At 64.0% G+C, this 18,459-nt stretch carries 16 protein-coding genes; 7 read left to right on the top strand and 9 right to left on the bottom strand.

Going from position 1 to position 18,459, the window contains the following annotated elements:
• Nucleotides 1-304: 304 nt before the first annotated feature.
• Complete coding sequence (locus SAZ01S_RS14470) at nucleotides 305-655, top strand: VOC family protein (RefSeq protein ID WP_084582977.1); 351 nt, start codon at nucleotides 305-307, stop codon at nucleotides 653-655.
• 177 nt (nucleotides 656-832) lie between these two features.
• On the opposite strand, the gene SAZ01S_RS14465 is transcribed toward SAZ01S_RS14470, so the two are convergent.
• The 3 genes from SAZ01S_RS14465 to SAZ01S_RS14455 all read right to left on the bottom strand — a co-directional run bounded on the left by SAZ01S_RS14465 (nucleotide 833) and on the right by SAZ01S_RS14455 (nucleotide 5,171).
• On the bottom strand, nucleotides 833-2,014 hold the full coding sequence (locus tag SAZ01S_RS14465) for a GGDEF domain-containing protein (RefSeq protein WP_139810088.1): 1,182 nt from the start codon (nucleotides 2,012-2,014) through the stop codon (nucleotides 833-835).
• A 354-nt stretch (nucleotides 2,015-2,368) separates the two neighbouring features.
• Nucleotides 2,369-2,578 (bottom strand): helix-turn-helix transcriptional regulator, encoded by a 210-nt coding sequence (locus tag SAZ01S_RS14460; protein WP_084582975.1) that lies wholly within the window; start codon nucleotides 2,576-2,578, stop codon nucleotides 2,369-2,371.
• Nucleotides 2,579-3,074: 496 nt separating this feature from the next.
• Complete coding sequence (locus SAZ01S_RS14455) at nucleotides 3,075-5,171, bottom strand: TonB-dependent siderophore receptor (protein ID WP_084582974.1); 2,097 nt, start codon at nucleotides 5,169-5,171, stop codon at nucleotides 3,075-3,077.
• A 609-nt stretch (nucleotides 5,172-5,780) separates the two neighbouring features.
• Here SAZ01S_RS14455 and SAZ01S_RS14450 point away from each other — a divergent pair.
• From SAZ01S_RS14450 to SAZ01S_RS14435, 4 genes are all read left to right on the top strand, one after another.
• The gene (locus SAZ01S_RS14450; protein WP_084582973.1) at nucleotides 5,781-6,668 is read left to right on the top strand and encodes an ArdC family protein; all 888 of its coding nucleotides are present in this window, start codon (nucleotides 5,781-5,783) and stop codon (nucleotides 6,666-6,668) included.
• Entirely contained in the window at nucleotides 6,665-6,910 is a 246-nt protein-coding gene (locus tag SAZ01S_RS14445) for a hypothetical protein (protein ID WP_084582972.1), read from the top strand. Before SAZ01S_RS14450 ends, SAZ01S_RS14445 begins: the two co-directional genes overlap by 4 nt.
• 77 nt (nucleotides 6,911-6,987) lie before the next feature.
• Nucleotides 6,988-7,917: a HEPN domain-containing protein gene (locus SAZ01S_RS14440; RefSeq protein ID WP_084582971.1), complete on the top strand. Its 930-nt coding sequence runs from the start codon at nucleotides 6,988-6,990 to the stop codon at nucleotides 7,915-7,917.
• Between the two features lie 4 nt (nucleotides 7,918-7,921).
• Nucleotides 7,922-8,476: an AAA family ATPase gene (locus SAZ01S_RS14435; protein WP_084582970.1), complete on the top strand. Its 555-nt coding sequence runs from the start codon at nucleotides 7,922-7,924 to the stop codon at nucleotides 8,474-8,476.
• A gap of 13 nt (nucleotides 8,477-8,489) precedes the next feature.
• Here SAZ01S_RS14435 and SAZ01S_RS14430 read toward each other — a convergent pair whose 3' ends face one another.
• Together SAZ01S_RS14430 and SAZ01S_RS24720 are read right to left on the bottom strand one after the other, a co-directional pair.
• On the bottom strand, nucleotides 8,490-8,774 hold the full coding sequence (locus SAZ01S_RS14430) for a conjugal transfer protein TraD (RefSeq protein ID WP_084582969.1): 285 nt from the start codon (nucleotides 8,772-8,774) through the stop codon (nucleotides 8,490-8,492).
• Nucleotides 8,771-9,226 carry a conjugal transfer protein TraD gene (locus SAZ01S_RS24720; RefSeq protein WP_439951229.1) on the bottom strand — a complete coding sequence of 152 codons (456 nt, stop codon included), beginning with the start codon at nucleotides 9,224-9,226 and terminating at the stop codon, nucleotides 8,771-8,773. The genes SAZ01S_RS14430 and SAZ01S_RS24720 overlap by 4 nt, the downstream gene beginning before the upstream one ends.
• On the opposite strand from SAZ01S_RS24720, the gene traA reads away from it, so the two are divergent.
• Nucleotides 9,225-12,059, top strand: a complete 2,835-nt coding sequence (traA, locus tag SAZ01S_RS14420) for a Ti-type conjugative transfer relaxase TraA (protein WP_084582968.1) — start codon at nucleotides 9,225-9,227, stop codon at nucleotides 12,057-12,059. The genes SAZ01S_RS24720 and traA overlap by 2 nt on opposite strands.
• A gap of 10 nt (nucleotides 12,060-12,069) precedes the next feature.
• Nucleotides 12,070-12,648, top strand: coding sequence for a DUF6118 family protein (locus SAZ01S_RS14415; protein ID WP_084582967.1), 579 nt, complete (start codon nucleotides 12,070-12,072; stop codon nucleotides 12,646-12,648).
• 220 nt (nucleotides 12,649-12,868) lie between these two features.
• Here the strand turns inward: SAZ01S_RS14415 and SAZ01S_RS14410 are convergent, their stop codons facing one another.
• The 4 genes from SAZ01S_RS14410 to SAZ01S_RS14395 form a co-directional block, all read right to left on the bottom strand.
• Nucleotides 12,869-14,188, bottom strand: a complete 1,320-nt coding sequence (locus SAZ01S_RS14410; RefSeq protein ID WP_084582966.1) for a glycoside hydrolase family 1 protein — start codon at nucleotides 14,186-14,188, stop codon at nucleotides 12,869-12,871.
• Nucleotides 14,189-14,205: 17 nt separating this feature from the next.
• Nucleotides 14,206-15,108 carry an alpha/beta hydrolase gene (locus SAZ01S_RS14405; protein ID WP_084582965.1) on the bottom strand — a complete coding sequence of 301 codons (903 nt, stop codon included), beginning with the start codon at nucleotides 15,106-15,108 and terminating at the stop codon, nucleotides 14,206-14,208.
• 52 nt (nucleotides 15,109-15,160) lie between these two features.
• Nucleotides 15,161-17,536 carry a TonB-dependent receptor gene (locus tag SAZ01S_RS14400; protein ID WP_245824889.1) on the bottom strand — a complete coding sequence of 792 codons (2,376 nt, stop codon included), beginning with the start codon at nucleotides 17,534-17,536 and terminating at the stop codon, nucleotides 15,161-15,163.
• Nucleotides 17,537-17,673: 137 nt separating this feature from the next.
• Entirely contained in the window at nucleotides 17,674-18,453 is a 780-nt protein-coding gene (locus SAZ01S_RS14395; RefSeq protein WP_084582964.1) for a cyclase family protein, read from the bottom strand.
• Nucleotides 18,454-18,459 lie beyond the last annotated feature (6 nt).

Genomic DNA, 18,459 nt, shown 5'->3' with positions numbered 1-18,459 from the left:
GGATTTTCCCATGCCGGCATGGCTGATGATGTCGACCACGCGAATCGCACCGTACCGCTTTCCGAGCGCCAAGGCGTGGAATGCATCCGTGATCGCTGTCTCGGTGCTGGATAGCCGACGGGTGCTCTAGGAGTGATGTTCCGACATGCCCCGATGTACCATTCGCGCATCGACGTATAAACATCGGCGCGCCGGACTATCGAGGGCGAAAGTCCGCATCGGCTCTCCAGCGGCAATTTAACACTCGCCAACGGCTGTCCCGGCCCTCACATCAAACTGAAGATCAATCACGGAGCGTAAAGGCATGGATCATCGTGCGGTTGCAATCATACCTAGCAGCAATCTTGATGCGAGCGAGGCGTTTTACCGACGTCTGATGTTCTCAGTCGTCAGCGACTATGGTCATTACCGCATTCTTGAAGATGGCCGAGGCTGGCATCTCCATCTGACTCATGCAATTGGTTGGCCTAAGAATATCGAGGACAACCCTTTTGGGCTGTACCTGTATGTCGATGACGTGGATGCAATGGCGGATGCCGTGCGGGAGCTAATTATTGAAGAAGGTGCCCCGCACGCGAAGCCATGGGGTACGTATGAGTTCGCCGTCAGCGATCCGAGCGGCCTTCTCGTTCGCATCGGCCGGGTCATAGAATAGCGTGCGATACGCTCGAGATCAGCTTTCAAGAGCAAGCTCAGGGCCTTTGAACGGTGGCAAATGGAATCGATTGGATCAGCCCGATCGGCAGCTTCAGTCACGACCGGACGTTCGCTGGCGCGGCGCTGAACGACCGGGTCTGGTCCCTTCCTGCTACTCGCAGAGGCGCCGGCTTGGCTAGCAGCTTGAAGCATCGTAGGCCATCGACGCCTCGGCCTCAGCAAGTACGGCACGGTCGCGCCCGCTTTCTTTTGCTTCGTAGAGAGCACGATCTGCGTAGCGTTGCGCTCTCCCCAAGTCGTCCACAGATCCTATCGGGGCCATACCAAAGCTAGCTGTCAACCGAAGATTTGGTACCGCATCAACCGTAACCTGTTTCAGAGCAGATCTAAGCTGCTCAACAACAAGCATTGAAAATTCGATCGTGGCCCCGATGAGGAGAATGGCGAATTCCTCGCCGCCCGTTCTCCCGAACAGGTCGAGTGGCCGTAGTTGGCTCTCGATTGCACGTGCGAATGCGATCAACACTTGGTCTCCCGCCTCGTGGCCATATTGATCATTGATTCTTTTAAATCGATCGATATCCGTCAGGATGAACATGGCTACGATCTCTCGACGTCCGACCGTAGGAATCAACTGTTCGGACATCTGATCGAAGCCGCGGCGGTTGAGAATGCCGGTGAGCGGGTCGGTAGTTGCCAGCCGGCGGAGGTTTGCGGCCAGATCATTCGCTATCAGCGTCAACGCCGCGATACCGATCCCGGTGAAAACCGGCGGCAATGCCAGCAGCAGCAGCCAGCGATCCAGATCGCCCAGTGCCGTAGCCGTTTGGAACTGACGGGCAAGCGCCATAACCCCAACAATCAGACTTATCGCCGCCAGCAAGGCTAGCAAAAGTCTCATCATCTGCTCGTCGACACGAGCTTGACGGTTCGGCATCGCAACGTGTCGCAGCGCCATGACGAGCACAACCGCTCGAAAGAGTTGAGAGAGTGCCGCCCACAGTCCGTCAGCATGCTTTAGCGCCGCGCAAAGGATGATGCTGTCGACCAACACCACGGCGACCATCCAGCCTCGCGTTGGGGGCGGCTGGCCGGCACGTTCGGTCAGCCCCTTCCAAAGCAGCACCGGAACGATCATCGCCAAAGCACTTACTGCGGCGATACTGAATGCTCCGCCAAAGCCCGTGAGCCCGTGCAAAATGTTAAGAGTCCAGGCCGCACTTGAGAGTGCGAAAGCCAGGCTCCAGGATGTCGCGAGGGGCGCCGGCTCCATCGAACGCGCCGACAAGGCAATAGCAATCGAAAGCACCATCGCCAGCAGCGCAAGCGTCGTCAAAACTGCAACACCTTCGTTCACCGTCTGGCCTGCTATTCGTCCGCGTCAACTGGCCGCGGCCTTGAATTGCTTTTTGAATTAATTCAAGTTCCTGCATGCGTTAGCAAGGAATTCGGCCGGTAGCTCTGGTCGAGGGTGAGAGCATGTGGACGAGTTGCGTTTCATCGTGCCCCTGTCACACCAATGTTCCCCAAAGCGCGACGGCGCCGTCTGTCGCGAGTTGCCGGGTAGGGAAGCGTGCGGGCTGCAGAATCGACCGAGTTCAGGAGGCGTTTCTGCTGGGCGGCTTTGCCCCCGCAAGTGGTAGGTTTCAGAAGGAGCTGCCGTTTATGGCCCCGCTGGTGAGCGAACGGGTCTGGTCGCAAGCAGTCGCGATCAGCGTACATCGTCCACATGATAGAAAATAGGATTGTGCATCCACTCGTTGATAGCGGATTCCCGCCAGCCGGCGCAGCGGGTAGCGATGCGCACCTGCTTGGGGAAGGTCCCTTTCTGGATCTTACGATAGAGCGTCGCACGCGAAAGGCTGGTGCGGCGGAGTACCTCCTTGAGGCGAAGGAAGCGGTCGGGTTGCGGCTGGTTCATGGGTCAGTCTCCTGTGTTTTGTGCGGTCCTTTTGTGCTTGTAGGAGACAGAGTTGGGGCGGCAATCACAGTCGTCAACAGCATGAGATTTGGCGATTTTACGCCAGCTTGTCCGTAGACGTTCCCGTTTGTCCGCTACCGTTCCAAATATGCGCGAAAATAATTTGTGTGGGCGGACGACATGGCGTCTCAGGCTGTTCCAGCCTGACCGCACTCGACTTCCGCGTGCCGCTCCAGCCAAGTCGCCTTGGGGCGTCTCGGCGGCTCCGCCGTGACGATCGCATGCCGCTGGCGCGCCCGCTTTGCGACCCGGTCGGCAGGTGCCGATGCTTCTGGCCGCCGCGCCTCGCCACGGGTGCGCCCATGCGGTGGCACGCGCTTCCCGTGCACCATGCCGACGGCCGCAATATCGAACGGGACCGACCTCCGGCATCTTGGGGGCTTCCACTGCCAAAGGTTGCCAGCGAACCGTCGGCAACCCAGGCGGCGCGTCGCCATCACAGGTCCAGCGACAAACTCATCCGCACCGTTCGCGGCAGCCCCTGCGCGAGCAGGCTCGATCCGGTCGACGCCCAGTAGCGCCGGTCCGTGAGGTTATCGCCATAGGCGCGGAGCGTAGCGCGCTTGCCCAGCAGGTCGAAGCGATAGGCAAGCCCCAGACCATAGGTCTCATAACCCGGCGCATAGCCTTGGTTCAGCGCATTCACCGCGCGCCGCCCGACCCAGAACATGCCCGCCGACAGGCTCAGCCCCGGTACCGCGCGCAGGCGGTATTCGGCAAAAACCGAACCGGAGAAGCGTGCGGCATTCTCGATCCGCTTGCCGACGACACTGGCCGCGCCCGTCTGCTGGCGAGCGGAGAGCGTCATCGCGCTCGCCGTGATCGACAAGTCCTTGCCCAGTTCGCCGCTCGCGCTGAACTCCGCGCCCTCATAAACCGCCTCGCCGTCCTGCACGAAGACGTTGGCGCTGTTCAGATATGCTGAGGGCCGCGTGATGTGGAAGTAGGTGCCGGTGAGTAGCAGCCCGGCAAACGGCTCGATCTTCACCCCCGCCTCCTTCTGACGGCTGACGGCAGCGGGCAGGATCTCGCCGGCATTGTTGGCGATCTGCTGCGCGATCGGCCCCGGCTCCAGCCCTTCGATGTAATTGGCATAGACGCTGACCCAGCGGACCGGCTTGACCATCACGCCATAGGACAGGGTGTCGGGCTTCACCTCATAGGAGCTCGTGCGGCTAACATCCGTGTAGCGGGTCTTGCGCCAGCCGATGGTTGCCTGCAGCCAGTCGCCCAGCGATGCGCGGTCGAAGACATAGAAGCCCAGATCCTCGGTGCGCGTGGGATTGGGAATGATCCGGGGTGGCGAAGCCTGATAGGGGATCACGACCGGGTTGTAGAGGTTCTGGACGACGTTCTGGCGGACAGCGGTCGGCACATTGCCGTCGCGGGTCTGAAAGGCCATACCGACCAGCACACTATGCTCGATCGGCCCGGTGGCGATGGTGCCGGACAGATCGCCGCGATAGACGATGTTGGTGTAATCATTACCCGTCGTCTGCGCGACCGTGACCGTGCCGTTGCCAGTCACCGGATCATAGCGGCCGAACGAGGAATAGGCCCGATCGCGCGTGAGATATGACCGCCCTACCGCACCGGCGAGGCGCCAGCCGGGCGCAAAGTCGTAGTTCACGCGGGCGAGTAGGTTGGTCTCCCGCCCCCTCGCCTGCATCCAGTCCGCACCGAGGTTTTGGCGCGGCGACAGAAGCGGCGGCAGCGTGATCGTGCCGTTGACGGCGGTCAGGCTGAATTCCGTCGGCTCGGTGATCGTTTTGTAGATATATTCGGCGTCGAGCAGAATCTGGACACTATCCGCCGGTTTCCAGTCGAACGCCCCGGTGACGAAGCTTCGCGTCCCGTCCGTCCGGCGGACGCCCGTCTCCAGGATGCTGGTGCCCGCATTGATGCGCACGCCCGCCGTCCCGAAGTGGCGGCTGACATCGGCATGAACACCGACCGAGCCGTTGATGTCGCCTTGCAGCTCCACACGGGTCAGCGGCGTCAGCTCCGGTCGCTCGGTGACCAGATTGACGATGCCCGAAGGCGTGGCGAAGCCGTAATAGAGCCCGGCTGCTCCCTTCAGCACCTCAATGCGGTTCTTGCTCTCGATCGGCTGCTCGATGAGGTTGACGACCGGCAGCACACCGTTCCAGCGCACATTGGTAAAGTTGTTGAGCGTGATCCCGCGCACCGCGAGATTGCTGTAGATGCTGGTGTTGATCTGCGCCTGGCTAACCCCGGCGGTATTGCGGACGGCATCGTTGATCGAGCGCGCCTGTTGCGCGTCGAGCAGCGACCGCGTCATGATCGCGACGGTCAGCGGCGTATCGATCAGCCGGGCGTCGCGGAACGTTCCAGCTTGCACATAATCCGCGCCGAAGCTGTTGCGACGATCGGCGGTGACGACGATCTCGTCGCTCGCGGCCTCGACCACATCCTGCGCCTTGGCCGATGTCGCGAACACCGATCCGGCAGAGACGAGCGACATCGACAGCAAAAGCACCCGCGCCGAGCGGGCCTGCGACACAGCAACCATGAGCGATTCCCCTTTTATGGGAGCGCCGATGTCATTTATGCGAGTGATATGCAATAGCGTTCACAGCATGTCCGCACGTCGGGGCGTGCCATTTGGCTCGTGCTCGGAAAGGCGATCGTCCCTTTTTGTGCGCCTGAGGGGTAGCGATGCTCCCAACCGTTCGAGACGGTCCAAAAAGCCGCGCCAACCAATCACTGCGCGTGAGGGGCATGGCGTCTCAGGCTGTTCCAGCCTGACCGCGCTCTACTTTCGCGTGGCCGCTCCAGCCGAGTCGCCTTGGGGCGTCTCGTCGGCTCCGCCGTGACGATCGCATGACGTAAGGCCGGTCCGCGTCGCGGCCCGGTCGGCATTGGGACCATGCCTCTGGCGGTCGCCGCGCCGGTGGCGCGGCGGCGTGGTGCCTTCAGCGTCATGGTGGCGGGGGGCGTCACGGCCCTGTAGCCCCGCCTCGGCGCGGCGCAACCCGGCAGCCTTGCTGCCGGGTCATCCACGTTCGTTCCTGCCCTTCGGGTGCGCCCCGCCTGTGTCCGGCTGGGCTGTTGGTCCGCTCCTGCCGCCCCCCGCCACCCCGGCGCCGGTCGATGGCGGTTTTAGGAAGGAGCAGAGGAGATGCAGAGCAACGAGCGTCAGAGCCTCTATGGCGAGGTGACCGCCCGAATCATCGCGGAGCTGGAGCAAGGCCGGTTGCCGTGGGTGCAACCCTGGAATGCGGCGCGGTGCCCCTGTACGATGCCGAGGAACGCCGTATCGGCCCGAGCCTATTCGGGGATTAATGTGCTGATCCTGTGGGCGGCGGCTATCGAAGGCGGGTACGGCGCCCAGCGCTGGCTGACCTATCGGCAGGCCGAGGCGGCAGGCGGGCACGTTCGGCGCGGCGAAAAGGGTACGGTGGTCTGCTATGCGGATCGCTTCACCCCCAAGGACGAAGCCGAGAAGGCGCAGGGCGAAGACCGCGAGGCGCGGACGATTGCGTTTCTGAAGCGGTTCACCGTCTTCAATGTCGACCAGTGCGACGGACTGCCCGAGGCGATGACCAGCAATCCGGTTCTGCCCGATCCCGTGCTGGCGATTGCCGAGGCGGATCGGGTGATTGCAGCCAGCGGCGCGGATTTCCGGATCGGCGGCAGCCAGGCCTATTATTCGCCGTTGCAGGATGTCGTGCAGGTGCCGCCACAGGCCGCCTTTCATGATCCGGTGAACTGGTACCGGACGGCGCTGCACGAGCTCGGCCATTTCACTGGCCATCGCAGCCGGTTGGACCGCGACCAGTCCGGCGCCTTCGGATCGGCGTCGTACGCAAAAGAGGAGCTCGTCGCGGAAATGGCGGCGGCGTTCACCTGCGCATCGCTGGGCATCGTGCCCACCGTTCGCCACAGCGATTATATTGGCTCCTGGCTCGCCGTACTGCGCGGCGACGAGAAGGCCATCTTCCGGGCTGCCAGTGCGGCGAGCAAGGCGGCGGACTTCCTCCTTTCCGCTGGGGAGGCGCGGTCATGACCGAGCGGCTTCCACCCCATGTCTTTCGGCGCCGGGGCTTTCGTGCCCTGCGTCGGATGACCGAACGGCAGCGCGCGATCTTCTGGGCGATGCGGTTCGAGGAGATCGACTATCCGACGCTCGGGCGACGCCATGGCATCAGCGCCGAGGAGGTGGAGGCGGAATTTGCTGCCGCCCTCACCCTCTTCATGCGGTTCATCGACACACCGGAACCGTGGTGGCGGCGCTTCTGGCCTTGGTGATCGCCGGCCTTCGAACCAACCGCTTGCCGCCGGGTGGCTTGCCATCGGGCGGCAAGCCCGACAGGGTAGCGTCCGCCATGCGCAGCAATCTCGATCATCTTCCGCCTGCCAAGCAGCGCGAACTGGAGCGCGTGGTGCAGATCGTCTTCGAGGAGTTCGACGACGCTTTCGCGCTCGCCAGCCACGAATGGAAGAAGAAGGGTCGCATCCTCAAGGTTATCCTGTATGGCAGCTATGCGCGCGGCAACTGGATCGACGAGCCGCATACCGCCAAGGGCTACAAGTCCGACTATGACCTGCTGATCATCGTCAACGACAAGCGCCTGACCGACCGCGTCAAATATTGGGCGAATGTCGATGACCGGCTGATGCGCGAATTTGGCATCACCGGCAGCATCAAGACCCCGGTCAATTTCATCGTTCACAGCCTGCAGGAGGTGAACGACGGCCTCGCCCATGGCCGCTATTTCTTCATGGACGTCGCCCGCGATGGCATCGCGCTCTACCAGAGCGACGACAGCGAATTGCACCAGCCCAAGCCGAAGTCGCCGCATGCGGCGCTCACCATGGCCAAGGAATATTTCGAGGAGTGGTATCCGAGCGGCGGCGAGTTTTTCGACAATTTTCGTTTCAACCTCGCGCAGCAGCGATTTAACAACGCGGCGTTCCAGCTGCATCAAGCAACAGAACGATTGTATCATACGGCCTTGCTCGTTGTGACGTTCTACACGCCGCACGTTCACAATCTCGCGTTCCTGCGCACGCAGGCGGAGAGGCTTGATCGCCGTCTGGCCTACGTCTGGCCCAACGACAATCGCAAGCAGCGCGGCATGTTCGAGAAGCTGAAGGAAGCCTATGTGAAGGCGCGCTATTCAAAGCACTACCGGATCAACGAGGATGAGCTGGTCTGGCTCGGCGAGCGCGTCGAGGAACTGGGCCGCGTCGTGCATGAGATTTGTTCGGAGCGCATTACCCAGTTGGAGGCGACGGCACGGCAGGCCGGATAAGCCGATGGATACCGATCCCGCCGCGCGGTTCGTCGTCATTTCCGGATGCTCGGGCGGCGGCAAATCAACGCTGATCGATGAATTGGCAAAGCGCGGATACGCTGTCGTGGAAGAGCCCGGACGCCGCATCATCGCCGACGAAATCGCGCGCGGCGGCGCGGCGCTTCCGTGGGTTGACCTCGCCGCATTCGCCCAGCACGCCATCGAGGTGACCCTTCAGGATCGCGAGGACGCCGCGCGACATTCCGGCTGGGTGTTCTTCGACCGTAGTCTGGTCGATGCCGCCGTGGCGCTGGACCATGCAAGCGGCGAACGACATGCGGAGGCGCTGTGTCACGCGCACCGCTATCACCACCGCGTATTTCTGACCCCGCCCTGGCCGGAGATATTCGATAATGACGCCGATCGTCGCCACGACATCGGCGCGGCGATCGAGGAATATGACCGCCTGCGCGACGCCTATCCGCGCCTCGGCTATGAGGTCATGCCTCTGCCGAAAATACCCGTCTCGGCTCGCGCCGATTTCGTCCTCGATTTTCTGGGCGCACGCGCCAGCTGAACAGCGCCGTCGTCTATTCGCGATCCTGCGCTTCGGCCTGCGCAAACGCTCGTCGACCGCGCCGTCGCCAGAGCGTCAGCATCTGCTCGCGATCCCCATCGCGCAACCGGGCTGCCGCCTCCGTCAACAGGCCCAAGATCACAGCGCGATCATCCTGTGTCAGCTCGACCAGGCCAGACTTCGCGACGAGCCCGCCCAGCTCGATCAGCTGCCGCGTGCGTTCGCGCCGTTTCACCTGCCAGTCACGGCGATCATGCCGCGCCTGCTTCGCCTGGAGCCGGTTCCGCGCCTCGCTCACCCGCCGCAGTGCTGCCCGGCTCGCGACCAGTACGGCGGCCAGCGCCGTGCCGTTCGCGCTGAAAGAAGGCGGTGCCCCGTTTGCGGCCACGCCTCCCGCGTCGCTGCATCGGTGCCTGCTGCATCGAGCAATGCGCCGACCAGTTCCTCTACACTGAGCGCATCTGCGCCGGTCGCCATCACCAGTTCGCCTAGCTGGTTCTGTTTGCGCATTTTCAGTTGGCGCGCTTTGTCGGCGAGCGCTTTCAGGTCCGCATCAAAGTCTCGGGGATTTCGCATCGTCCGGTCCTCACCTTGTATCGGTCGGACAGACCAGATATCCTTGCCGACAATCCGCGCCAATAGCCTGAAACTTGGTGAGATTTCGCGGTCCCGAGAGCGATGAAATCGTTCGAGGGCGCGCTTATACGTCGTGCCGACGTGTGCTTTTAGGCGTATCTGGTGCGTCGCCATGGCGATCTACCACTTCTCGGCCAAAGTCATTTCCCGCGCGGCTGGGTCAACCGCGGTGGCGGCTGCCGCCTATCGCTCGGCGTCGCGACTGCACGATCAGCGGCTCGGCCGGGACCATGACTTTTCCAACAAGGCCGGCGTCGTGCACAGCGAAGTGCTGCTGCCTGAAAACGCGCCCGAGACATGGCGCGACCGCGAGCGGCTGTGGAATGACGTGGAGGCCGCCGAGCTGCGCAAGGACGCGCAGCTTGCCCGCGAAATCGAATTCGCGATCCCGCGCGAGATGCAGCAGGCCGACGGCATCGAACTGGCGCGGTCATTCGTCCAGCGCGAATTCGTCGATCGCGGCATGGTTGCCGATCTCAATGTCCATTGGGATATGGGCACCGATGGGCTGGCAAAGCCCCATGCGCATGTGATGCTCGGGCTTCGTTCGGTCGACGAAGACGGGTTCGGCGCGAAGATGCGCGACTGGAACCGCACCGAGCTACTGACCCACTGGCGTGAGGCCTGGGCAGACCACGTCAACCAGCGCCTCGCCGAACTCGATATCGACGCGCGTGTCGATCACCGCAGCCTGGAAGCGCAGGGCATCGATCTGGAGCCGCAGCACAAGGTGGGCCCCGCGGCGTCGCGCATGGTGACGCAGGGGCGTGACAGCGAACGGCTCGAAGAACACCACGCCATCGCGCGCGCCAATGGCGAGAAGATCCTCGCCAACCCCAGCCTCGCGCTCGACGCGATCACCCACAGCCAGGCAACCTTCACCACCCGCGATCTGGCGATGTTCGTGCACCGACACAGCGAGGGAAAGGACCAGTTCGACCAGGTAATGGCGGCAGTGCGCGCCTCGCCCGAACTGGTGAAGCTGGGGAAGGATGAGCGCGGCGACGATCGCTTCACGTCGCGCGCGATGCTGAAGACCGAACAGCGGCTCGAACATTCCACTGCGACGCTCGACGCGCGCCGCCATCACGCGGTTGCCGAGCGGCATCTGGAACGGGCTGTCGGCCTCGCCGAACAGCGCAGCCTTCGGCTTTCGCCCGAACAGCGTGGCGCGCTGGAGCACGTGACCGCCGCGCGCGACATCAGCAGCGTCATCGGCTATGCCGGCACGGGCAAGAGTGCGATGCTCGGCGTCGCGCGTGAGGCGTGGGAAGCGGAGGGCTATACCGTCCACGGCGCGGCGCTGTCCGGCATCGCCGCGGAGAATCTGGAAAGTGGCTCAGGCATCGCGTCGCGCACGATCGCCAGTCTGGAGCATCAATGGGGCCAGGATCGCGAGCTGCTGACCGACAAATCCATCCTCGTCATCGACGAGGCCGGGATGATCGGCACACGGCAGATGGAGCGCGTCATCCGCGAGGCGGAGAAGCGCGGTGCCAAGGTCGTGCTCGTAGGTGACCCGCAGCAGCTCCAGGCGATCGAAGCGGGCGCGGCCTTCCGCTCGATCGCCGAGCGACATGGCGCTGTGGAAATCACCACCATCCGCCGTCAGTCCGAAGACTGGCAGCGCGACGCGACGCGGCAGCTCGCCACCAGCCGCACCGGCGAAGCACTGGCCGCCTATACGGAGGCTGGCCATGTCCATGCCGCCGAGACGCGCGAAGCCGCGCGCGAGGCGCTGATCGACCGCTGGGACAAGGATCGGCAGGCCGCCCCGCAGGCGAGCCGCATCATCCTCTCCCACACCAATGACGAAGTGCGCGAACTGAACACGGCGGCGCGCGACCGGATGCGGGCGGCGCAGATGCTGGGCGACGACGTTGCCCTCGTCGTCGAAAGGGGAAGCCGCTCGTTTGCGGCAGGCGACCGCGTCATGTTCCTCAAGAATGAGCGCAGCCTGGAGGTGAAGAACGGCACCCTCGGCACGATCGAGCACGTCAGCGGTATCGCGATGCGCGTGCGCATCGATGACGGGCGAAGCGTCGCGTTCGACCTCAAGAACTACGCCCATGTCGATCACGGCTATGCCGCCACCATCCACAAGGCGCAGGGGATGACCGTCGACCGCGTCCATGTGCTGGCAACGCCGGGGCTGGACCGGCATGCTGCCTATATCGCGCTGTCGCGCCATCGGAAACGCGTCGATCTGCATTATGGCCAGGATGATTTCGCCGACGCCGGGCGGCTGGCCCGCACGCTGGCACGCGAGCGCGGCAAGGACATGGCCTCGGATTACACCCGCGCGCTCGACGTGCAGCCGACGCTATCGCCAGCGCCGACGCCGCCCCGTCGCGGCATGTTCGACGGGCTGAAGCTCAGCAGCGCGCCGATCCACATGCCGACCCAGCCCAGCCCGCTCGAACAGGCGGTGCAGCGATTTGGCCGCGCGGCGCAGGACATTGTTGGTATGAAGCAGCAGGGCTTCGAGCCCCTGCCCCACCAGCGCGAGGCCTTTGGTAACGCCCGTAAGGAGATCGATGCACTTCGCCCCGTCGGCGGCGAAGACATGCGCGTCTCGATGAACAAGGACCCCACCCTTATCAGTGAAGCCGCGAATGGTCGCACCAGCCGCGCCATCCAGGCGATGGTCGCCGAGGGCGAAATCCGCATCGATGCCGCCAACCGCGCCGACCGCTTCGTCGCCGATTGGCAGAACAAGGCGCGGCAGCTGAAAACCCTGGAGCGGAGCGGCGATTACGATGCCGCGCGGTCCACCAGGGATGCCATGACCACGATGGCTAAAGCGCTCCTCCGCGATCCCCAGCTCGAGTCGCTGCTGCGCAATCGCGCGCTGGAGCTAGGTTTGAAGTCTCAGGGAGGCACGTCGATGTCTCACGACCTCCAGGAATGGCTCGGCCGCTCGCGCGGCCTCAATATTGGGATGTAGGCTCGCGCCCATGACCGACATTCCCCGCCAATATGGCATCGCCGACGATCCCACCCAGGCCTTCGAAAGCCTGCGGCAGGAGATATCCCTCCTCCATACGGCCATTCAGGGCCTGACCGCCGCGCGCGAGAAAATGCCCGATTATAGTCCGACGCTCGCCGCCATCAGCCGGCAGCTTGCCGCGATCACCGAGGGGATCACCAGCATCGAACAGGCGCCGGCCGTGAAACTGACCCCATCCTTGATGGTCCAGCAGCTGGCGAAGGCGGCGGCAGATGCGAGGGCGGATGACAAGCGGCAGATGGATGAAGCGCGTGCCGACCTGCATAAAATAATCGGAAGGATCGATGGGATCGTCGTTCGGGCGCGATCGACGGATCACCAACGCAGGCGCGAGCTATGGATGATGCTCGGCGCATTCCTCTCCGGGATTCTGCTTTGGTCGATCCTGCCGGGATTTGTCGCCCGATCCCTTCCGCAGAGCTGGCACGTGCCGCAATGGATGGCGGCGCGGACGTTGGGAACCGAACAGATCACTCCCGACGACCAGGTCATCGATAATATCCAAACACCTGAGAAAGAAAACTGAGTCTGGGACGATTCCGACGTTTCGGCTGAAGCGCGCAGTCTCGCCTTTCGGCGAAAGCACTTGTTAGCGAAAGAGATGCGATAAACATGCGGAAGCGGGCGAGTTGTCGACCCCTCTGACAATTTCGTCTTGCACCGGCCCCTGGGGCCGGCCCGATAGAAGATCGCGGCAGCTGTTCATGCGTGGCTCCGGACAAGATACGTGCTGGAGTGTCGGCCGCTCAAACCGCATTTCGCTGGGCAATCTTACCCAACACGAACGCGCTCGGTTTTGGCGTCCGCCGGAAGCTGGTGCGATCGACCGCCACCAGCCCGAAACGAGCCCGCTCGTCCCCGCCCCATTCATAATTGTCGAGCAGCGACCAGTGGATATAGCCGAGCACCGGCACGCCCTCCGCGATGGCCGCCCGCAGATGCCCGAGCGCGGCGGGAATCAGGCTGGCGCGCTGGCGATCGTCGGTGGTCGACACGCCATGTTCGCTCACCAGGATGGGCACCTTGGTCTCGGTATGGACATAGCGCACGGCGTTGGCGAGCGAGGCGGGATAGATCTCGCTGCCGGCCACGTTCGTTGGCACACCCTTCGGCGTCGGCAGCCTGCCCTTGGCGTCCCACACGGAGCGTTCGTAGTTCTGGACGCCGACATAATCGTCCTCGCGCGCACTGCGCAGCCAGGCGCCATAGACGCGCTCGCGGTGCGCGTCGCGCATGCTGTCCGGCCCCGCCGCCTGGTCGTCGACAAGCGCGAGTGTCACCCCCACCGGCAGGCTCGGGCGAAGCGCCTTGATCGCCTGCCGTGCCAACCGGTGCGCGGCCAGCATGTTTCGCGTGGTCGCCTCCACGTCCTCGGGCAACACCGTGTTGCCCACCGCGAATTTGGCGGACCCGCTCGCGTTGGCACAGGCGGCAAGGCTGGCGCGCAGCGCGCCGAAGAAGGGCGGCGGTAGCACCGTCTGGAGCAGCGGGCCGCCATTCGGCTCATTGAACGTGGTGCAATAGCGGATGCCGTCGCCGAGATGGCGGATCGCCCGCTCGCAATAGCGGGCGAACAGCGCGGGCGCACCGTCGTCGGTCCAGCCCCCGCGCGCGGCGAACCAGCGCGGCGTGGTGAAGTGGCAAAGCGTCACCACCGGCACGAGACCACGCGCATGGCAGCCTTCGATCATCGCCTTGTAATGATCGAGCATCGCGAGCGAGAATTCACCGGGAACGGGCTCGATGCGCGGCCATTCGATCGAGAAGCGATAGGTGTTCAGGCCCAGCCGCCGCACCAGGTCCAGGTCCTCCCGCCACAGTTCGAAGCTGTTGCACGCGTCGCCCGAAGGCGTTGCGGGCAGGCGCGGCGCGGTGGTTTCGAGCAGCCACTGGTCGGCGTTGACATTATTGCCCTCCACCTGATGACCGGCTGTCGCCGCGCCCCAGAGGAACCCTTTGGGGAAGCGCCTGCCCGATGCTTCCGCGGCCGCCGCTGCGAGCGGCTGTGCCGCAGCGATGCTTGCGGCGGAGGCAGCCAGCAATTCCCGGCGGTTCAAGCGCGACATTACACCTTCTCCCCGTATCACTTCGCTGGCTTCGTCAGGCCCATGACGTCCAGCCACAGGAGGAACTGGTCCAGCCAGTGCGCCGTCGTGGTGCCGGGCTTGCCCGCACCGAAGCCGTGTCCGCCGTCGCCGAACAGATGGAATTCCACCGGGCGCTTGGCCGCGCGATAGGCATCCACCAATGGCAACCCCTTTTCGCGATTGAGCAGGAAGTCGTCCGCGGCGACGGCGACGAACATCGGTGGCGCGTCGGCGGGTACCTGCATCGGCCCCATATTCGGGTAGATCGGCGCGACGAAATCGGGGCGTTCGGCGCCGCCCTTCTCCACCAGGGTGCGGGCGAGGAAGCCACCGGCCGAGAAGCCCATAAAACCAACGCGGTGCGGATCAATACTATAGGTGCCGGCGTGCTGGCGTACGTAGCGCAGTGCCGCCATGCCGTCCGCAAGCGCGTCGGGCGGCGTGTCCCCGGGCGGCGCGAAGGCCGCCGGCTGTCCTTGGATCATCTTGGTCAGTTCAGCCAGAAACACCTTCTGGTCGGCAGGCGTGGGCAGCGTGCGATACTTGAGCACGAAGGCTGTTATGCCGTGGCTGGCGAGGCGCTTGGCGATGTTCCAGCCTTCCTTGTCCATCTCAAGCCCGAGAAAGGCGCCGCCGGGTGCCACGATCACCGCCGCACCATTGGTCTTGCCGCTCGCGCGGAAAACGCTGAGCGTCGGGTGCGTCACGTTGCGGACCGCCAGCACACCGGCGCTGCGATGCCACACCTCCCGATCGGGCTGATCCGGCACTGGAAGCGCTATCGCATTGGGCTGCGTGGGAGCGGCTTCGGCGACGGGAGAAATTTCCGATTGCGCATGGGCCGCCGGCACGAGCGTGACGGTTGCAAGCAGTGTCGTCAGTAGCGTGGAAAGACGCATCGCGATCCTCTTGGTATGGAGAGGGAGCGGCACCGCCGCCCCCACCTTTGGCTCAGAAGTCGAAGCCGAGCCGCAGCCCGATCGTACGCACCGAGTCATAGCTGAAGCGCTGGTTCAACGTCAGCACCGGCGGCCCCTGCACCGGGTTGGCGTCGCCGCCGTCTGAACCGATCGAGATCGGCCGGACCTCGTTCGTGCAGTTCTTGCAGAACAGGCCGGCGGACCAGTGCTTGCTCTTCAGGCCGAGGCGCAGGTCGAACGTATCCCAGGTCGGGATGAAGAACGGCGTGCCCAGTGCCGAGGATTGCGGCGAGCGATGGTAATAGCCGATGCCGAACTGCGCATCGAGCTTCTCGGTTAGCGGTTGGCTATAGTCAGCGCCGAGCGTGGCGGTAAACTTCGCCGAGAGCGGGAGCTGATAGCCCGCGGCGTTGAACGTGCCGACATAGCCCGAGGCGTCCGAACGCAGATCCGCGCGGCAGCCGTTGCTGGTCTGCCCGGTATAGCATTGCGCGCCGGGAAAGTTGTCGAACTTGGCATCGACATAGGATGCCGAGCCTGACAGGGTCAGCCGTGTGGTCGGCCGCGCCTGAAAGGAGAAGTCGACGCCCTCCGTGGTCGCGGTCGCCGCGTTGCTGAGCACGAAGGTGCGCAGGGACGTGATCCACGACTGGACCTGCAGGTCGGTGAACCGCGTGTGGAACGCCGAGACCGAATAGGTGATCTTGCCGTCGGCGAGGCGTCCCTTGATGCCGATCTCGCCGCCGCGCGAGATTTCCGGCCGCACCGCCAGCTTGGCGCCCGGCGCCGGCGAGGTGTTGGAGAAGCCCGGCCCCTTATAGCCTTGGCCATAGAAACCGTAGAGCATCGTCGACGGTGTCACCTGCCAATCGGCACCTAACTTGAAGCTGAAGTTCGTAGCGTCCGTCGACTCGACGGACCGATTGTTCGGCACGCCCAGCGTTACGAAATACTTGCCCACATTCTCGAGCAGGTCGATCGTGCCCTTGTCGTAGGTGACACGGCCGCCGGCGTTGAGCTTCAGCGTGTCGGTGACATGGTAGCTGAGCTGCCCGAAGCCGGCATAGCTGTTCTGCTTCAGGTTGTACTTGTAGTCCTGGCCCAGGAAGCTGGCGTTGCTCACCGGGCAGGCAGCGGGGGGCGCGCCGAGCTGGGTGGCGCCGACGCAGAAGGGGAAGGTGGGCAGAAGGAAGCCGGGGAAACCGTTATTGCCGCCGCGGGCGCCGACCACCGAACCTACCGATCGATAATAATATAGACCAAATTGCCCGGAGACCTTGTTGCCTTCGGGCAGCGCCAGCCGCAGCTCCTGCGACAGCTGGTTGTAGACCTGCCGGCTATAGTTCGTATTGAAGAAGTTTACCGGCGTGTTGTCTGAATCGAACTGGTAGGAGGTGACAGCATTCTTCCAGGCGGTGATGCTGGAGATCTCCATCCCGTTCGACAGCGAATAATTGATGTTGGCCTGCAGCCCGCCGGTATCCGCATCGCGATAATTAGGCGCATCGCTGTTGTAGCGAAGGTTGTCGGCGCCGGACGGATAGCCCAGCCCGGTATAGGCACTGCCCGCGCCGATCTGCCGGAAGGTGATGTCATACCGGCCCGAGATGCCGCGCTGACGATTATACTCGCCGATCACATAGATGGAGAGCGCATCGGTGGGCTCGTACAGATATTTACCCCGCAAGCCCAAGTTGCGCAGGCCGAAATCGTTACGCACGGCGCTGTTGACCGTCGGATAAGTGACCGAATCCTGGCCACTGTAGATGGCGTTGAGGCGCAGCGCGCTGTTGGTGCCGATCGGCAGGTTGACGGTCGAGCGGACCTGAATGCCCTGCCCGTTCTTCACCGGGCGGTCGCGCTGCACCGCTTCGACGTCGCCGGAGACGCTGGTCTGCCCCAGCACCGGCCGGTTGGTGGTGATGTTGACGAGGCCCGCCGAGGCGTTCTTGCCGAACAGCAGCCCCTGCGGCCCGTTCAGCACCTCGACGCGTGAGACGTCGTAAAAGGCGTTGGCAGCGAACTCCTTGTTGCCGATCACCACATCGTCGAGCACCTGCGACACGCTCGCCTCGACCGTGGTCGCGAAGGTACCGGTACCGACGCCGCGCACCGCAAAGGTGTTGTCCTGCGCCACCTGCAGGCTGGGGGCGAGCTTGGTGACGGCGGTCAGGTCATTGGCGCCCCGCTGGAGCAGTTCGTCCGCACCGACCACGGTAACGCTGAGCGGCACCTTGAGCACGTTCTCGCTGCGGCGCTGCGCCGTGACAATGATTTCGCCGACGCTGCTGTCGTCGTGCGCGGCCGGCGTCTCGGCCTGCGGCGCGGCGGTTTGGGCCAGCGCGGCGATTGGAGTCATGCCGGCCAGCATGCTCGTCGCCAGTAGGATCTTGTGTACTTTCATCATCTCTCCTCCCCACCATTGGTGGCTGGTTGATTCACCGGCCGGACGATCGTTCTGATGCGACTCGCTACGGCCCTCGTTGCCGAAGATTGGCATCCGAATGGGACACCCGGGGCTCGGCACCCCGTGTTCGATCGACGTCAGTCCTCGAGGATCGCGACGGCGCGGGTCCAGCCGGCCGAGGCGCCCTTGATCTTGTGGGGGAAGCAGCTGACGGTGAACCCGTGCGGCGGCAGCGCCTCGAGGTTGTGCAGCTTCTCCAGGTGGCAATAGCCGATGTCGCGGCCGGCCTTGTGGCCTTCCCAGATCAGCGAGGTGTCGCCGGTCTCCTTCACCTTCTCCGCGGTGTAGACGAAGGGTGCGTCCCAGCTCCACGCATCGGTGCCGGTCACCCGCACGCCGCGCTCGGTGAGGTACATCGTCGCTTCATAGCCCATGCCGCAGCCGATATTGACGAAGTTAGGGTTGCCCACGGCGCCGCCGGCGGCGGTGTTGACCAGCACGATGTCGAGCGGCTGCAGGTCATGCCCGATCCGCGCCAGTTCGGCCTCGACGTCCGCGGCGGTGACGACATAGCCGTCGGAAAAATGCCGGAAATCGAGCTTCACGCCGCGCTGGAAGCACCATTCGAGGGGCACTTCGTCGATGGTGATCGCGCGCTTGCCCCCGTCCATGGTGGGGTGGAAGTGCCAGGGCGCGTCGAGATGCGTGCCGTTATGCGTCGTCAGCGTCACCCATTCGGCCGCCGCGAAGCCCGCCCCGTCGGGCGTCTGCTCGGCGGTGACGCCGGGAAAGAAATGGCCGAGCTCGGCCACCGTCTCGCCATGCGTCTGATAGGTGATCTTGGGCCGCATGAACGGCGGATCGGTGATCACCTCGTTCTCGAGGGTGATGGACAGGTCGATGAAGCGGCGGGCCATGGCGGT

Origin of the sequence: Sphingomonas azotifigens NBRC 15497, assembly GCF_002091475.1 — a bacterium.
Classification (GTDB): Bacteria; Pseudomonadota; Alphaproteobacteria; order Sphingomonadales; family Sphingomonadaceae; genus Sphingomonas; species Sphingomonas azotifigens.
The sequence above is the reverse complement of the archived record's forward strand: the minus strand, read 5'-3'. Positions and strand labels throughout refer to the sequence as shown.

Excerpts from the sequence above, each read along its gene's own strand:
- SAZ01S_RS14470 (WP_084582977.1), top strand. The coding sequence starts at position 305 with ATGGATCATCGTGCGGTTGCAATCATACCTAGCAGCAATCTTGATGCG.
- SAZ01S_RS14460 (WP_084582975.1), bottom strand. The coding sequence starts at position 2,578 with ATGAACCAGCCGCAACCCGACCGCTTCCTTCGCCTCAAGGAGGTACTC.
- SAZ01S_RS14455 (WP_084582974.1), bottom strand. The coding sequence starts at position 5,171 with ATGGTTGCTGTGTCGCAGGCCCGCTCGGCGCGGGTGCTTTTGCTGTCG.
- SAZ01S_RS14450 (WP_084582973.1), top strand. The coding sequence starts at position 5,781 with ATGCAGAGCAACGAGCGTCAGAGCCTCTATGGCGAGGTGACCGCCCGA.
- SAZ01S_RS14445 (WP_084582972.1), top strand. The coding sequence starts at position 6,665 with ATGACCGAGCGGCTTCCACCCCATGTCTTTCGGCGCCGGGGCTTTCGT.
- SAZ01S_RS14440 (WP_084582971.1), top strand. The coding sequence starts at position 6,988 with ATGCGCAGCAATCTCGATCATCTTCCGCCTGCCAAGCAGCGCGAACTG.
- SAZ01S_RS14435 (WP_084582970.1), top strand. The coding sequence starts at position 7,922 with ATGGATACCGATCCCGCCGCGCGGTTCGTCGTCATTTCCGGATGCTCG.
- traA (WP_084582968.1), top strand. The coding sequence starts at position 9,225 with ATGGCGATCTACCACTTCTCGGCCAAAGTCATTTCCCGCGCGGCTGGG.
- SAZ01S_RS24720 (WP_439951229.1), bottom strand. The coding sequence starts at position 9,226 with ATGGCGACGCACCAGATACGCCTAAAAGCACACGTCGGCACGACGTAT.
- SAZ01S_RS14415 (WP_084582967.1), top strand. The coding sequence starts at position 12,070 with ATGACCGACATTCCCCGCCAATATGGCATCGCCGACGATCCCACCCAG.
- SAZ01S_RS14410 (WP_084582966.1), bottom strand. The coding sequence starts at position 14,188 with ATGTCGCGCTTGAACCGCCGGGAATTGCTGGCTGCCTCCGCCGCAAGC.
- SAZ01S_RS14405 (WP_084582965.1), bottom strand. The coding sequence starts at position 15,108 with ATGCGTCTTTCCACGCTACTGACGACACTGCTTGCAACCGTCACGCTC.
- SAZ01S_RS14400 (WP_245824889.1), bottom strand. The coding sequence starts at position 17,536 with ATGATGAAAGTACACAAGATCCTACTGGCGACGAGCATGCTGGCCGGC.
- SAZ01S_RS14395 (WP_084582964.1), bottom strand. The coding sequence starts at position 18,453 with ATGGCCCGCCGCTTCATCGACCTGTCCATCACCCTCGAGAACGAGGTG.